General features: G+C 74.8%; 16 protein-coding genes. All 16 read right to left on the bottom strand.

From position 1 onward, the window contains the following. Positions 1-193: 193 nt before the first annotated feature. Positions 194-904 (bottom strand): GntR family transcriptional regulator, encoded by a 711-nt coding sequence (locus P3T41_RS09420; RefSeq protein ID WP_280689183.1) that lies wholly within the window; start codon positions 902-904, stop codon positions 194-196. A 195-nt stretch (positions 905-1099) separates the two neighbouring features. Beyond that, a complete protein-coding gene (locus tag P3T41_RS09425) occupies positions 1100-2002 on the bottom strand; it encodes an ornithine cyclodeaminase family protein (RefSeq protein ID WP_348533634.1) in 903 nt (300 codons plus the stop codon). Then, positions 1999-2982 carry a proline racemase family protein gene (locus tag P3T41_RS09430; protein ID WP_280689184.1) on the bottom strand — a complete coding sequence of 328 codons (984 nt, stop codon included), beginning with the start codon at positions 2980-2982 and terminating at the stop codon, positions 1999-2001. The genes P3T41_RS09425 and P3T41_RS09430 overlap by 4 nt, the downstream gene beginning before the upstream one ends. Then, complete coding sequence (locus tag P3T41_RS09435; protein ID WP_280689185.1) at positions 2982-4343, bottom strand: aldehyde dehydrogenase family protein; 1362 nt, start codon at positions 4341-4343, stop codon at positions 2982-2984. Before P3T41_RS09435 ends, P3T41_RS09430 begins: the two co-directional genes overlap by 1 nt. Next, positions 4340-5344 (bottom strand): proline racemase family protein, encoded by a 1005-nt coding sequence (locus P3T41_RS09440; RefSeq protein ID WP_280689186.1) that lies wholly within the window; start codon positions 5342-5344, stop codon positions 4340-4342. Before P3T41_RS09440 ends, P3T41_RS09435 begins: the two co-directional genes overlap by 4 nt. Positions 5345-5479: 135 nt before the next feature. Then, positions 5480-6343, bottom strand: a complete 864-nt coding sequence (locus tag P3T41_RS09445) for a dihydrodipicolinate synthase family protein (RefSeq protein WP_280689271.1) — start codon at positions 6341-6343, stop codon at positions 5480-5482. A 274-nt stretch (positions 6344-6617) separates the two neighbouring features. Next, positions 6618-8024 carry an NAD(P)/FAD-dependent oxidoreductase gene (locus tag P3T41_RS09450; protein ID WP_280689187.1) on the bottom strand — a complete coding sequence of 469 codons (1407 nt, stop codon included), beginning with the start codon at positions 8022-8024 and terminating at the stop codon, positions 6618-6620. Then, entirely contained in the window at positions 8008-8319 is a 312-nt protein-coding gene (locus P3T41_RS09455) for a (2Fe-2S)-binding protein (protein ID WP_280689188.1), read from the bottom strand. The genes P3T41_RS09450 and P3T41_RS09455 overlap by 17 nt, the downstream gene beginning before the upstream one ends. A gap of 53 nt (positions 8320-8372) precedes the next feature. Then, a complete protein-coding gene (locus tag P3T41_RS09460) occupies positions 8373-9518 on the bottom strand; it encodes an FAD-dependent oxidoreductase (protein ID WP_280689189.1) in 1146 nt (381 codons plus the stop codon). Positions 9519-9672: 154 nt separating this feature from the next. After that, on the bottom strand, positions 9673-10623 hold the full coding sequence (gene tatC, locus P3T41_RS09465; protein ID WP_280689190.1) for a twin-arginine translocase subunit TatC: 951 nt from the start codon (positions 10621-10623) through the stop codon (positions 9673-9675). Positions 10624-10691: 68 nt separating this feature from the next. Continuing rightward, positions 10692-10967 carry a twin-arginine translocase TatA/TatE family subunit gene (locus P3T41_RS09470; protein WP_280689191.1) on the bottom strand — a complete coding sequence of 92 codons (276 nt, stop codon included), beginning with the start codon at positions 10965-10967 and terminating at the stop codon, positions 10692-10694. Positions 10968-11170: 203 nt separating this feature from the next. Further along, positions 11171-11350, bottom strand: coding sequence for a hypothetical protein (locus P3T41_RS09475; RefSeq protein ID WP_280689192.1), 180 nt, complete (start codon positions 11348-11350; stop codon positions 11171-11173). Next, on the bottom strand, positions 11347-11592 hold the full coding sequence (locus P3T41_RS09480) for a hypothetical protein (RefSeq protein WP_280689193.1): 246 nt from the start codon (positions 11590-11592) through the stop codon (positions 11347-11349). Before P3T41_RS09480 ends, P3T41_RS09475 begins: the two co-directional genes overlap by 4 nt. Next, on the bottom strand, positions 11589-12542 hold the full coding sequence (locus tag P3T41_RS09485) for a WYL domain-containing protein (RefSeq protein WP_280689194.1): 954 nt from the start codon (positions 12540-12542) through the stop codon (positions 11589-11591). The genes P3T41_RS09480 and P3T41_RS09485 overlap by 4 nt, the downstream gene beginning before the upstream one ends. After that, complete coding sequence (locus tag P3T41_RS09490; RefSeq protein WP_280689195.1) at positions 12539-13540, bottom strand: WYL domain-containing protein; 1002 nt, start codon at positions 13538-13540, stop codon at positions 12539-12541. Before P3T41_RS09490 ends, P3T41_RS09485 begins: the two co-directional genes overlap by 4 nt. A gap of 141 nt (positions 13541-13681) precedes the next feature. After that, positions 13682-14056, bottom strand: a complete 375-nt coding sequence (locus tag P3T41_RS09495) for an FKBP-type peptidyl-prolyl cis-trans isomerase (RefSeq protein WP_280689196.1) — start codon at positions 14054-14056, stop codon at positions 13682-13684. Positions 14057-14084 lie beyond the last annotated feature (28 nt).

The following is a 14084-nucleotide window of genomic DNA, read 5'->3' on the forward strand; positions in this document are numbered from 1 at the left end:
CAATCAGCGACGGCTGGTGAAGCGGGTGCTCCGCAGCAGCGGCAGACATCGGCGACCTCCGGTCGGGGCCAGGCATCGATGCCGTCATCGTAGGCCGCCCGCACCCACCGGAAGCGAAGCCTGCTCGTTCACCCGAACGAGTCCGTCCCCGCCCGGCCTCACCCCGCGGCCCGCGGCCCGCCGCCACCCGCACCTACCGCAGCCCGAGTCGCAGGGCCGGCTTCTCCTCCTCGTTCTCCCCCTGGCCCTCGGCCCAGAGCGAGCGGATGTGGCCCAGGTGGCGGGCCATGCAGGCCTCTGCGGCCGGCGCGTCGCCGGCCAGCATCAGGTCGAGCAGTTCCACATGCTCCTCGGCGGAGGAGACGAGTTCGCCGCGCTGGTCGAGCCGGGTCAGGCCGTAGAGGCGGGAGCGCTTGCGCAGGTCGCCGACCACCTCGACCAGGTGGGCGTTGCCGGCCAGGCCGAGCAGGGTGAGGTGGAAGCGGCGGTCCGCCTCCAGGTAGCCGATCAGGTCGTGCTGACGGGCGGCGGCGACGATCTCCTGGGCCACCGGGCGCAGCGCCTCCAGCTGCTCCTTGGTGGCGCTGCGGGTGACCCGGCCCACCGTGGGGACCTCGATCAGCGCGCGGATCTCGGTGAAGTCGTCCAGATCGTGCTCGGTCATCTCGGTGACCCGGAAGCCCTTGTTGCGCACCGCCTCGACCAGGCCCTCGCGGGCCAGGTCGAGCATCGCCTCGCGGACCGGAGTGGCCGAGACGCCGAAGTCGGCGGCCAGCGCGGGGGCGGAGTACACCACGCCGGGGCGCAGTTCACCGGAGATCAGCGCGGCCCGCAGCGCGTGCGCGACCTGGTCGCGCAGACGCTCCTGGACGGAGATGAGGGGGCGGGGCTTGGGCTCGGTCACTGCGGTCCTCCGAAAGGTGCGGAGCACCAGCGTACAATGTCACGTTTTGGCTGGCCCGTAGGTGGGCCGAACCATCATGCCCCCTGACGGTGGGTCACGGGAACGGTCCGGTCACTTCTGCGAGCACGACCTTCAGCGCGCCCAGGCACGACCCGGGGTGACCCTGGGCCGCCCGGGCGCCGACCCTGAGCCGGGTCAGCACAACGCCCCGTACCGCCGGTGCAGTTCGGCGGCGACCGCGAGGTCCTGCCAGGCCATCCCGACGCTCTTGAAGAAGCGCGGCCGGTCACCCGGCACCACCTCCCCCGCGACCAGCTCGCCCAGGTTGGTCCACCGCTCGGGCGCGGTCGCCTCCCCCGCCAGCAGCAGATCGCCGGCCTCCCGCCGGGCCACCGCCCGCGCCTCCACGTAGCAGGCGGCCCGCGCCACCAGCGCGGTGTCCACCTCGCGCCCGGTCGGTGAGTGCGAGCCGACCGCCGCCACCACGGCGTGGTCCGGCACCAGGGCACCGGCAAAGAGCGGCTCGCTCGCGGTGGTGCAGCAGACCACCAGGTCGGCCTCGGCTACCGCGTCCGCCTCCCCCACCACCGCCGCCAGCCCTGCCGCGCGGGCGTACCGGGCCAACCGCTCGGCCGGCTCGGCCCGCCGGGCCACCACGGTGACCCGCTCCAGCGGCCGCACCTCGCGCAACGCGTCCAGATGCCCGTAGGCCTGCGGCCCGGCCCCGAAGAGCACCAGGTGCGCGGCCTCGGCCCCGGCCAGCCGGTCGACCGCCACCGCGGTCACCGCAGGTGTGCGCAGCGCGGTGAGCGCGGCGCCGTCCAGCAGCGCGACCGGGACCAGGGTGGCGCCGTCCAGCAGCAGGTAGCTGCCGGTGATCCGGGGCAGTCCGCGCCCGGGGTTGGCCGGCGCCACCCCAGCGATCTTGACCCCGGCGTAGCCACCCAACGCCGCTGGCATCAGCAGCAGTTCACCCCCGGGCACGGCGATGTTGCTGCGGGCCGGACAGCCCTCCACGTCCAGCCCGGCCCGCAGCGCGGCGGTGATCGCCTCACAGGCCTGACGGCAGGTCAGGTCGACCGCCAGCTCGGCGATCACAGCAGGAACCCGGTGCCGAGCGCGTCGGCGGGGTCCAGCACGAACCGGTGCAGGCCCGTGCGGTGGGCCTGCCCGGTGACCTCGGTGAGCACCCCGCCGGCCCGGTGGCCGAGCAGGCGGCCGGTGAAGACGGTGCCGACGATCGATTCGTGGCGCAGCTCTTGGTCCGGGCCGAGGCGCCCGTCCTCGGCCAGCAGGGCGAGCCGCGCCGAGGTGCCCGAACCGCAGGGCGAGCGGTCGATCTGGCCGTCCGCGAAGACGGTGACGTTGCGCTGGTGCGGGCCCGCCGGAGTGTCGGGCAGTTCCTGGTACAGGATCACGCCGTAGAGGTCGTACTCCCCGAGCAGCGCCGCCCGGATCTCGCGCCCGAGCTCGGTCAGGCGGGGCAGTTCGGCGGGCGTCACCGCCTCGACGGCGACCGAGGCGTAGACGGCGCCGGAGTCGGCCAGGTCGACGTCCAGCGTCCCGACCGAGGTGGCCACCGGGCGCTTGCGGGCCAGCACCCGGGTCGGCACGTTGCGGAAGGCGACGGCCGTGGTGCGCCCGCCTTCGCGGTGCACCAGTGCGGTGACCCGGCCGGAGGGCACATCGATCCGGACCCGGGCCGTGCCGTCGTCGGGCGCCGGGACCAGGCCGCTGTCCACCGCCCAGGCGCCCAGCGCGATGGTGCCGTGGCCGCAGGCGGTGGAGTAGCCGTCCTTGTGGAAGAAGAGCACGCCCAGGTGCGCTTCGTTGTCGTCAGGCGGCACCAGGAATCCGCCATACATCCCGGCGTGACCGCGCGGTTCGCGGGTGAGCAGCTGCCGCACGGTGTCCAGCGGGCCGGGCCGGGGATCGGTGGCACCGCGGCCCGCGCCGAGCGCGATCGCCCGGCGCTCGGCGACCGAGTCACCCGGCACCGCAGGCAGGCCGGCGACCACGATCCGGAACGGCTCGCCCGCCGTGTGGTAGTCGACCGTCTCGACCGCGCGCAGGTCCATCAGCCGACACCGCCGGCCGGCAGCAGCGAGACGGTGCGGCTGGCGGTGTAGAAGTCGAGCGCCGCCTGCCCCTGCTCGCGCGACCCGTAGGAGGCGGCCTTCGCGCCGCCGAACGGCAGGTGGAAGTCGACGCCGGTGGAGGGCGCGTTGATCCGGATCATGCCGGCGTCCAGCCGGTCCGCGGCGGCCAGCGCGACGTCCAGCTCGCGGGTGTGCACGGAGGCGGCCAGGTTGTGCCGGGTCGCGTTGGCCAGCGCGATCGCCTCGTCCAGATCGGCGGCGCCCAGCAACACGGCGACCGGGCCGAAGAACTCCTCGGTCAGCAGCGGGTGCCCGGCCGGGACCTGTGCCAGCAGCGTCGGCTCGATGAACCAACCGTCCCGCTCGGGCAGCTGACCACCCGTCAGCAGCTCCGCGCCGCCCTCGACGGCGGTGGCGATCGCAGCGGTCAACCGCTGCCGGGCGGTGGCGGAGATCACCGGTCCGCCGTCCGCCCCGGCGGCCGCCAGCGCCTTCGCCAGCGCCGCCCGCAGCGGCTCCAGCGCGCCACCCACCGCGATCACCCGGCTGGTCGCGGTGCACTTCTGACCCGCGTACCCGGCGATCGCGAAGGCCAGCTGGGCAGCGGCCTGCTCGATGTCGGCGTCCGGCAGCACGATCGCCGCGTTCAGCCCGCCCATCTCGGCCTGCACCGGCACCGAGCGCTCGGTCGCGGTGCGGATCACGGCCTGTCCGGTGCCGGTGGAGCCGGTGAAGGAGACGACGTCGGCGGCCGAGACCACGGCCGCGCCCTCCTCGGCGCCGCCCGGCAGCACGATCAGCACGTCCTCGGGCAGCGCCAGCAGCTCGGCCAGCCGCAGCGCGCAGGCGGTCGCCTCCGGCGCGGGCTTGAGCGCCACGGTGTTGCCGACGGCGAGCGCGGGCGCGGCCTTCCAGACCGGGATGGCGAACGGGAAGTTCCACGGCGTGATCAGCCCGGCCACCCCGTACGGGCGACGCCGGGTGAGCAGCAGGCCAGAGCCGGCGGCGGTCTCGTGCACCGCGCCGGAGGCCGCGAACGGCGCCTGCGCGTAGTAGCGCAGGATCGCCACCGTGCGGGCCACCTCGCCGCGGGCCTCGCCGAGCGGCTTGCCCACCTCGCGCACGGCCAGCGCGGCGAGCTCCTCGGCGTGCTGCTCGACGGCGTCGGCGGCCCGCCCGAGCGCGGCCGAACGGGCGGCCGAGCCGGCCGCGAGCCAGCCGGGCTGGGCGGCCCGGGAGCGCTCGACGGCGGCGGCAGCGGCGAAGGCGCCCGGTGCCGCGACCTCGATCACCAGGTCGGCGGGGTCGGCGGGGTTGTACGAGCTGACGGTGGCGCTCACAGCAGGAAGCCTCCGGGGAAGGGGTCGGTGGGGTCGAGGAAGTACTGGGCGGTGCCGGTCACCCAGGCGCGCCCCGTGACGGTCGGGATGACGGCCGGGTGACCGGCGACGGTGCTCTCCTCGATCAGTCGCCCGACGAAGCGGGTGCCGATGAAGGACTCGTTGACGAAGTCCTGCCCGAGCGGCAGCTCGCCACGCGCGTGCAACTGCGCCATCCGGGCCGAGGTGCCGGTGCCGCAGGGCGAGCGGTCGAACCAGCCGGGGTGGATCGCCATCGCGTGCCGGGAGTGCTCGGCGGTGGAGCCGGGAGCCAGCAGGTTGACGTGGTGGACGCTGTGGAAGGACGGGTCCTCGGGGTGCACCGGACGGGCCTCGGAGGCGTTGATGGCGTCCATCAGGGCCAGTCCCGCGGCGAGCATCTCCTGCTTGCGCTCGCGTTCGAAGGGCAGCCCGAAGGCGGCCAGCGGCAGGATCGCGTAGAAGTTGCCGCCGTAGGCGAGGTCGTAGCCGACGGTCCCCCAGCCGGGGACCTCGATCTTCTGGTCGAGCGCCACCGCGTAGGAGGCCACGTTGCGGATGGTCACGGCGGTGGCGGCGCCGTTCTCCACCCGCACCTCGGCGGTGACCAGGCCGGCGGGGGTGTCCAGGCGCACCGTGGTGACCGGCTCGACCACCGGCACCATGCCCGTCTCCACCAGCACGGTGGCCACGCCGATGGTGCCGTGCCCGCACATCGGCAGCAGGCCGGAGACCTCGATGAAGAGCACCCCGTAGTCGGCGTCCGGCCGGGTCGGCGGCTGCAGGATGGCGCCGCTCATCGAGGCGTGGCCGCGCGGCTCGTACATCAGCAGGGTGCGGAAGTGGTCCAGCTGCTGCTGGAAGTGGACCCGGCGCTCGGCCATCGTGGCTCCGGGGATGACGCCGAAGCCACCGGTGATCACCCGGGTGGGCATGCCCTCGGTGTGGGAGTCGACGGCGTGGAAGACGTGCCGGGTGCGCATGGGTGACCCTTCGTCAGCTGGCGGCAGGGGACGGGTGGGGCGCCGGCCGCCACCTAGGTCCTGTCCGGCCGATCTTGCCGGGCGCGCGACGCCGGGCAAGATCGGCCGGGCAGGACCTGGGCGACCGGCGGCGGTTCAGCTCAGGCCCTCGGCGAGCGCCTTCTCGGTGGCGGCCCGCACGGCTGCCTCGACCTGCGCGGTGAGTGGGCCGCGCGGCGGGCGGACCGGGCCGCCGGGCAGTCCCGCGATGTCCATCGAGAGCTTGATCGCCTGCACGAACTCGGTCTTGGAGTCCCAGCGCAGCAGCGGGTGCAGCGCCTTGTAGAGCGGCAGCGCGGTCTCCAGGTCGTGCGCGACGGCGGCCCGGTAGAGGGCGACCGAGGCGTCGGGCAGCGCGTTCGGGTAGCCGGCGATCCAGCCCACCGCCCCGGCGAGGGCGAGTTCGAGCAGCACGTCGTCCGCGCCGATCAGCAGGTCGAGGCCCGGGGCCAGCTCGGCGATCTGGTAGGCGCGCCGGACGTCGCCGCTGAACTCCTTGACGGCCACGATGCTGCCCTCGGCGTGCAGTTCGGCCAGCAGTTCGGGGACCAGGTCGACCTTGGTGTCGATCGGGTTGTTGTACGCGACCACCGGCAGGCCGGCCCGGGCGACCTCGGCGTAGTGGGCGCGCACCGCGGCGGCGTCCGCGCGGTAGGCGTTGGGCGGCAGCAGCAGCACGGAGCCGGCCCCGGCCTCGGCGGCCTGCTCGGCCCAGCGGCGGGACTCGGCACTGCCGTAGGCCGCCACGCCCGGCATCACCCGGGCCCCGTCGCCGGCCGCCTCGACCGCGGTGCTGACCACCTTGGCGCGTTCCTCGGCGGTGAGTGTCTGGTATTCGCCGAGCGAGCCGTTGGGCACCACGCCGTCGCAGCCCGCGTCGATCAGACGGCGGACGTGCTCGGCGTAGGCGTCGTAGTCGACGGAGAGGTCCGGGCGCAGCGGCAGTGCGGTGGCGACCATGATGCCGCGCCACGGACGGGTGCTGTCGTGCTGAGGGTGGGTCACGAGCATTTCTCCTTGGTGAGGTGTGACATTTTATAAATGAACGGCCGGGCGGCGCAAGAGGGCACACGCGCGCGCCCACGGCATGCTGCTCGACCGGGGGACACGGCGGGCCCGGGGCCTCTCCTGCGTCCAGGCGTGATGCCCGGCGTCGCGCGCCCGGCAAGATCCGTAAGAGCGGCCCTAGGGCCGGCCCGGCGAGGGTGCGCCGAGCCGGCCCGGTCGACCCGGCCTACGGCAGCTGTGCCAGATCGCCCAGCCGGACGGGACAGGAGAGCGGACGGCGGTCGGCGGCCGGCTCGAGCGTCCCGGCCAGTGCGGCCACGGCCGGACCGCACATCCGGCCCTGGCACCAGCCCATGCCGGCCCGGGTGAGCAGCTTGACGGTGCGGGCATCGGTGGCACCCAGCTCCTCGACGGCCTCGGTGATCCGCTGCGCCGGCACCTCCTCGCAGCGGCAGACCTCGGTGTCCGGGCGCAGCCACCCCGGCCAGCCGGCGCCGGGCCGATGAGCGGCGGCCATCAGCTCGGCGAAGCCGCGCAGCCGCCGGCGCCGGGCCAGCAGCGCGCCGGACGGCGCCGGCTCACCCGCGATCGCCAGTGCGGCCAACTCCCCCTCGGCCAGGGCCAGTTCCGCGCCACCGACGCCGCAGGTCTCCCCCGCCGCCCAGAGCCCGGGCACGGTGGTGCGCTGGCGGGCGTCGACCCGCAGCGCCAGGGTGCCGTCCGGCACCGTCCGGGTCTCGGCGCCCAGCTCGGTGGCCAACTCCAGCTGCGGCACCAGCCCGTGGCCCACCGCGAGCGCGTCGCAGGCGATCCGGCGCTCGGTGCCGGCCACCGGGCGCCAGTCGGCGTCCAGCCGGGCCACCGTCACGGCGGTCACCTGCTCGGTGCCGTGCGCCTCGATCACCGCACTGGCACGGCGCAGCCGCACCGCGTGCCGGGCCAGGGCCACGCCGTGCGTGACGCCCTCGCCCAGCTTGCCGGGGACGGCGGCGAGCACGCCGGGGCGGCGGGCGTAGCCGAGGTAGTCGCCGGCCTCGACCACGGCGGGCACCTGGGCCCCGGCGGCGGTCAGCGAGGCGGCCGCCGCCAGCAGCAGCGGGCCGCTGCCGGCCACCACGATCCGGCGCCCGGGCAGCACCAGGCCCGCCTTGAGCATCGCCTGCGCGCCGCCGGCCGTCACCACGCCCGGCAACGTCCAGCCGGGGAACGGCAGTTGGCGCTCGTAGGCACCGGTGGCCAGCAGCACGGCCGCGGCCCGCAGGTGGCCGGTCCGCTCACCGGTGGTCACGTGCAGCCGCCAAGCCGACCGGCCGGCCGCGTCACCGCCCTGCTCGGCTTCCAGCAGGAAGACGTGCCGGCCGCTGAGCAGCTCGATCCGGCCGGCCTGCCGGTGCGCGGCCAGCCGGTCGGCGAGCCCGATGAAGGTGGACCAGTGGTGGTGCAGGCGGTCGGGACGGGCCGCCCGCAGCTCAGGGGCCGGATGCCGGTAGTACTGGCCGCCGGGACGGGCCCCCGCGTCCAGCAGCGCGCAGCGCAGCCCCCGGTCGGCGGCGGCCACCGCACCGGCCAGCCCCGCGGGGCCCGCGCCGATCACGGCCAGGTCGTAGCCGGTGGCGTCAGGCGAGGTCGGCATGGCCGTGGCCCTCCTGGGTGGTGACGACGGTGCCGGGGTCGGCCGGCAGCAGGCAGGTGCGCTGGTTGGGCTGCCCGTCGACGGTGGCCAGGCAGTCGTAGCAGGCGCCGATCCCGCAGAACGCCCCGCGCGGGCGCCCTGCGATCCGGGTGGTGCGCCAGGCCAGGATGCCCTGCGCCCAGAGCGCGGCGGCGATGCTCTGACCGGGCAGCGCGGGGATCGGGCGACCGTCGAACTCGATGGTGTGGGCCGGTCCGGGGTCGGCCGCGGCCAGGGAGGCCGGGGTACGGCGCATGGGTGGGGTCCGTTCTGCGCGGAGGTGGGCAGGAGAGGGCGGGGTGGACGCCGTCAGAAGCGCTCGGGTCGAAACGGCGCCAGGTCGATCTGCGGCACGGCGCCGGTCAGTTGCCCGGCGATCAGCAGCCCGGTGGCCGGCGCCAGCCCGATGCCCGCGCCCTCGTGGCCGCAGGCCTGGTACAGGCCCGGCACCCGGGGGTCGGCGCCGATCGCGGGCAGGTGGTCCGGCAGGTAGGGGCGAAAGCCCCGGTAGGTGCGCAGCACCTTGACCCCGGCCAGCACCGGGAAGAGCGCGGCCGCCTGGGCGGCCAGCCGGCGCAGCGCCTCGGTGGAGACCCGGCGGTCGAACCCGACGCGTTCCCGGGTCGCGCCGATCAGCACCGAGCCGGCCGGCGTGCCCTCCACCACGCCCGAGCTCTGCAGCGCGGCCGAGCCGCTGGCCACGTCGGCCACGTAGTCGGCGGCGTAGACCTTGTGCCGGACCAGGCGCGGCAGCGGCTCGGTGACCAGGACGAAGCCGCGCCGGGGCAGCACGGGCAGCTGCGTGCCGGCGAGCTCGGCGACCTCCCCGCCCCAGGTGCCGGCCGCGTTGACCACGGCGCCGGCCGCCAGCGTGCGGCGCGGGGTGCGCACCCCGCGCACCGCGCCGCCCGGTCCGGTGAGCACGGCGATCACCTGCTCGCCCAGGTGCAGTTCGGCGCCCGCGCGGCGGGCGGCGCGCAGCAGGTGGGCGGCGGCCAGCGCCGGCTGCACCTGGGCGTCCTCGGGGTAGTGGAAGCCGCCGGCCAGGCCGGGGGCCAGGTGCGGCTCGTACTGCGGCAGTTGCTCAGCGGCCACCTCGTGGGCCGTCACCCCGGCCGCCGCCTGCCTGGCCGCGAAGGCCCGCAGCGCCCGGTGGCCCGCCGGGTCGGCGGCGACCACCAGGCCGCCCTTGGCCTCGTACTCGATGGCCGCCGGCAGCTCCTGGGCCAGCTCGTTCCAGAGCCGGGCGGAGAGCTGGGCGAGTTCGAGTTCGGGCCCCGGTGCCTTGTCGGAGAGCAGCAGGTTGCCCTCGCCCGCGCCGGTGGTGCCGCCGGCCACCGGGCCGCGGTCGACCACGGCGACGGTCAGCCCGGCCCGGGCGGCGTAGTACGCGCAGGCGGCGCCGACGACACCGGCGCCGATCACCACGACGTCATGGGAGGGGTTCGTGAGCACGTCAGTAATATGTCACATTGCCGCAGCTCTGCCAAGCATGTCCACGCAGGCGGCCTATACCACCCGACCGTCCGCACCCCCGCGATACGCCGGTGCCCCGGCCCGCAGAAGCGTCTGCGGGCCGGGGCACCGGCGGATCAGGGCTGACGCCCCGTCAGGTGATGTCGTCGTCGACCTGCTCCCCGCGCGCGCCGGGGACCGAGGCCACCGGAGTGGGCGAGGCGAGCTCGGCAGCGGAGGCGGCCACCGACTCGGCGCCGTCGACCGCGGCGACCGACAGGTCCAGGTGCGAGGCCTCCTCGTCCGACAGGTCGGCGTCCGGGTTGCGGCGCCGCCGGCGCCGGTCGTTCAGCAGCGAGAAGCCGACCGCCAGGAAGTACAGGATCCAGATCGGCGAGGCCAGCGCCAGCATGCTGACCGGGTCGGCGCTCGGGGTGGCGACCGCCGCGAAGACCGTGATCGCCATCACCATGCCGCGCCACCAGCCGAGCATCCGCTTGCCGGTGAGCACCCCGCCGATGTTCAGCATCACCAGCAGCAGCGGGAACTCGAAGGCCAGGCCGAAGACCAGCAGCATCCGGGTGGCGATGTTCAGGTAGTTGTCCACCGGCAGGATCTGCTGCGCCCCGATCGGGGTGAACGAGCCCAGCACCTCGAGGGTGGTCGGCAGCAGCAGGTAGGCGCAGGCGACGCCGCCCAGGAAGAGCGGGGTGCCCAGGCCGAGGAAGGTCAGCGAGTAGCGCCGCTCGTGCCGGTGCAGGCCCGGCGAGATGAACGCCCAGGCCTGGTAGAGCCAGACCGGGACGGAGGCCACCAGACCGGTCAGCAGGCAGACCTTCAGGGTGAGGTTGAACGGCTGGGTGACACCGATCACCGCCACCTGGGCGCAGTGCTTCACCCCGGGCCTGGGCTGCCCGTCGGGCAGGCAGCCCGGCAGCGGCTTCATCAGGAAGTGCAGCAGCTGGTCCTTGAAGAACGCCGCCACGATCATGCACACCACGATCGCCAGGACCGACTTGACCAGCCGGTTGCGCAGCTCGCGCAGGTGATCCCCGAGGGACATCCGTCCGTCGGCGCTCTTGGGCGGCTTGGAAGACTTGCTCAACCCCGGTCCTCGAAATCGTGGGTCGTGGCCCGCCGGGCGGCGGGCCACACGGTGGACCGGCCGGACGCTCAGCGCGTGCGGCCGCCTCGCTGCTCGTCGGTCGGCCGCGCCGAGGACACGCCGCCGGGCGCGGCCTTGATGGTCAGCGTCGGGTCCGGCACCGCCGCGGGCGGCTCGACCGGCTCCTTCGCCTCCTTGGCGAACTCCTCGCGCAGCGCGGAGGTCTCGCTCTTCAGGATGCGCAGCGAACGTCCCACCGCACGGGCCAGATCGGGCAGGCGCTTACCGCCGAAGAAGACCGCCGCCATCACGATGATGATCAGGAACGCCAGGATCCTGCCCATGGACGACTACCTTCTGACTCGACGCGGTGCCCGGGGATCCGCGCGGGACCCCGGCCGCTGGGTGGACGGGACAGTGTGAGCACCCCGCCGGATGGAGGGCGGCCCTGGGAGAGCCTAACCCGCGCGCCGTGGCCGCAGGAGCCCCCAGGGCGCACGAGTGGGTGAAGTTTGTCCGCCACCGGTTGCACTCCGCCGCGCGGTGCTCAGCCCCGCGCGCTCTCGCCCAGTTCCTCGGCCGCCCCGGCCAGCGCCCGGGAGGCCGTGTCGACCTGCTCGGCCAGCCCCCGCACGTCCAGCCAGAGCCGCAGCCCGAGCATGCCGAGCACCAGCAGGCCCGCAGTGGCCAGCCCCACCGCTGCCATCAGCAGCCAGGTCACGGTCATCCCTCCACCACCTGGAGCAGCCGGATGGTGGAGACACCCGCGCCGGTCAGCGCCTCGACGATCTTCTCCCCCGCGGGCTTGCGCACCGCCGCCCCGCAGGCGGGGCAGGTGAAGCTGTAGAAGGTGCGCTCCTTGGTGCGGCCGAGCGCGAGGCGGAACTCGGCGGCGGCCAGCTCCACCTTCTCGCGGCACTGCGAGCAGTAGACCTTGAATCTGGTGCCGGCTTCGGCGTCCTCGGTCATGGCTGCTCCGGGTAGCCGGCCAGGGCCGCCAGCGCCGCCGCCTTGGCCTGCTCGGCCAGCGGGGCGGGGGCCACGATCCGCCCGTCCCGGCCCAGCCGCAGCGCCAGGGTGCGCAGGCCCAGCGGGTCGGAGCTGCGCAGGGTGATCCGCAGGCCGCCGTCGGGCAGTTCCTCGGCCAGGTCGTGGGTGTAGTACTCGGCCACCCAGCGCCCGGCGGGGCCGACCTCGACCACCACCTCGGGGTCGTCGGCCCCGGGGTTGACCAGGCCCTGGGAGAGGTCACGCGGCTCGAGCCGGGGCGGGTCGGCCGGCTCGTCCAGCACCTTGATCTCGGCCACCCGGTCCAGCCGGAAGAGCCGGCGGTCCTCGGAGCTGCGGCACCAGCCGTCCAGGTAGGTGTGACCCTCCGTCAGCAGCCGGATCGGGTCCACCTCGCGCTCGGTCATCCCGCCGCGCCCGTGCGAGTAGTAGCGCAGCCAGATCCGCCGGCCCTCGCTGAGCGCCCGGTCGATGTCGGCGAAGACCTGGCCCTCGGCCTCGAAGGTCACCCCGACCCGGGCGCTGCCCTCGGCGCTCTCCCCCGCCGCGTTCTCGATCTTGACGACGGCCCGGGTGAGCGCCTGCCGGTCCCGCTCGCGCAGCCCGGGCAGGCCCGCCACCGCCCGCGCGGCGACCAGCAGCGCGGTGGCCTCGTCGGCGGCCAGCCGCAGCGGCTGGGCCACGTCGTCGACGTTGTGCCACCAGATCCGCTCGCCGTCGGTGTCGATGTCCAGCAGGTCGCCGCCGCGGAAGCTGGTGCCGCACATCGGCAGCACGTTCAGGTCGGCGATCAGCTCGCGCTCGGAGATCCCGAAGGCCCGGGCCACCTCGGCGACCTCCGCGCCGGGGCGCTCCCGCAGGTAGGTGACCAGCGAGAGCATCCGCCGGGTCTGGTCGATGGCGTTGCTCATCGCACTCCTCCCTCAACAGCCAGGCCCTGGGCGGGCAGACCGGCCACCGCGCGCAGCCGGTCGATCACGTCGGCCCGCAGCTCCTCGGGCGCCAGCACCACCAGGTCGGGCCCGTACTCGGCCAGGTCCGCGCCCAGCCCGTGCCCGTAGGGGATCTCCAGCTCGTCCCAGTCGCCGTCCAGCTGGCGGGCGCCCAGCGCCTTGGTGCGCAGCGGGAACCCGGCGCCCCGCCGCAGCCGCACGGTGGCGGAGGCGGTGGCGCCCTCACCCGCGAAGGCGGCCACGGCGGCCCGCACGTCCACGTGCTCGGGCACGGGGGCGGTGAAGGCGGCCGAACGGGAGCGGACCTTGCCGGTGATCCGGCTGAGCCTGAAGACGCGCACCGCGCCGCGGTCGCGGTCCCAACCGGCCAGGTACCAGTGGCCGCGCCAGCACTCCAGCGCCCAGGGCTCCACCGAGCGCGGCTCGGTGAGGGCGGCGCCGGCCTTGCGGTAGTCGAAGGAGACCGGGCGGCGGTCCCGGGCGGCGATCAGCAGCGGCTCGAACGCCGCCTCGCGGACCGGGATGTAGGGCTCGAGCGCGGTGCGGCCCTCGGCGGCGTCCTCGGTGAACGGCACTCCGGCCGCGCGCAGCTTCTGCAGCGCTCCGCTGGCCGCGCCGGAGAGCCGGGCCTGCTGCCAGACCTTGGCGGCCAGGCTCAGCGCGGCGGCCTCCTCGGCGTCCAGCGCGATCTCCGGCAGCCGGTTGCGGTCCCGGCGGGCCAGGTAACCGGCCTCGCCGTCCAGGGTGTTCTCGTCGACGTCGATCACCAGGCCCAGCTCGCGCAGGTCGTCCTTGTCCCGCTCGAACATCCGGTTGAAGGCGTCCTCGCTGCCGGACTGCCAGGCCTCCCGATAGGCCTCGACGGACTCCCGCAGCTCCCGCTTGGAGAGCGGCCGTCTGGTGTTCATCAGGCACAGGGCGAGGTTCATCAGCCGCTCTGCCTTGGCGATCGCCATCGCTGACCCTTCATCGTCGTTGCGTCCCGGGAATCCCGGCGGACCCGACCGTACCGGTAGCGAGTCCTGCCGCGAAAGCCGAGACGGCCGCACCCCCGACCCGGGAGCGCGGCCGCCTCCACGCGGCGGTCCGACGGACCGTCAGACGCCGATCAGGTCGACCACGAAGATCAGGGTCGAGTTCGCCGGGATCGCCGGGGTCGGCGACTGCTTGCCGTAGCCCAGGTGCGGCGGGATGGTCAGCTTGCGACGGCCGCCCACCTTCATGCCCTGCACGCCCTGGTCCCAGCCCTTGATGACCCGGCCGCCGCCCAGCGGGAAGCGGAAGGTCGAGCCGCGGTTCCAGCTCGCGTCGAACTCCTCGCCGGTCTCGAAGGTCACGCCGACGTAGTGCACCTCGACATTGGCGCCGGCCTTGGCCTCGGCGCCGGTGCCGACCTCGATGTCCTCGATGAGCAGCTCGGCCGGAGCCTCGCCACCGGGGAAGTCGATCTCGGGCTTCGTCTTCTGGCTCACAACTACCTCTTCTCATCGGCCGCCTGAG

Origin of the sequence: Kitasatospora sp. GAS204B (genome assembly GCF_029892155.1) — a bacterium.
Classification (GTDB): domain Bacteria; phylum Actinomycetota; class Actinomycetes; order Streptomycetales; family Streptomycetaceae; genus Kitasatospora.

Excerpts from the sequence above, each read along its gene's own strand:
- P3T41_RS09430 (WP_280689184.1), bottom strand. The coding sequence starts at position 2,982 with ATGGACCTGCGCGCGGTCGAGACGGTCGACTACCACACGGCGGGCGAG.
- P3T41_RS09440 (WP_280689186.1), bottom strand. The coding sequence starts at position 5,344 with ATGCGCACCCGGCACGTCTTCCACGCCGTCGACTCCCACACCGAGGGC.
- P3T41_RS09445 (WP_280689271.1), bottom strand. The coding sequence starts at position 6,343 with ATGGTCGCCACCGCACTGCCGCTGCGCCCGGACCTCTCCGTCGACTAC.
- P3T41_RS09450 (WP_280689187.1), bottom strand. The coding sequence starts at position 8,024 with ATGCCGACCTCGCCTGACGCCACCGGCTACGACCTGGCCGTGATCGGC.
- P3T41_RS09455 (WP_280689188.1), bottom strand. The coding sequence starts at position 8,319 with ATGCGCCGTACCCCGGCCTCCCTGGCCGCGGCCGACCCCGGACCGGCC.
- P3T41_RS09470 (WP_280689191.1), bottom strand. The coding sequence starts at position 10,967 with ATGGGCAGGATCCTGGCGTTCCTGATCATCATCGTGATGGCGGCGGTC.
- P3T41_RS09475 (WP_280689192.1), bottom strand. The coding sequence starts at position 11,350 with ATGACCGTGACCTGGCTGCTGATGGCAGCGGTGGGGCTGGCCACTGCG.
- P3T41_RS09480 (WP_280689193.1), bottom strand. The coding sequence starts at position 11,592 with ATGACCGAGGACGCCGAAGCCGGCACCAGATTCAAGGTCTACTGCTCG.
- P3T41_RS09485 (WP_280689194.1), bottom strand. The coding sequence starts at position 12,542 with ATGAGCAACGCCATCGACCAGACCCGGCGGATGCTCTCGCTGGTCACC.
- P3T41_RS09490 (WP_280689195.1), bottom strand. The coding sequence starts at position 13,540 with ATGGCGATCGCCAAGGCAGAGCGGCTGATGAACCTCGCCCTGTGCCTG.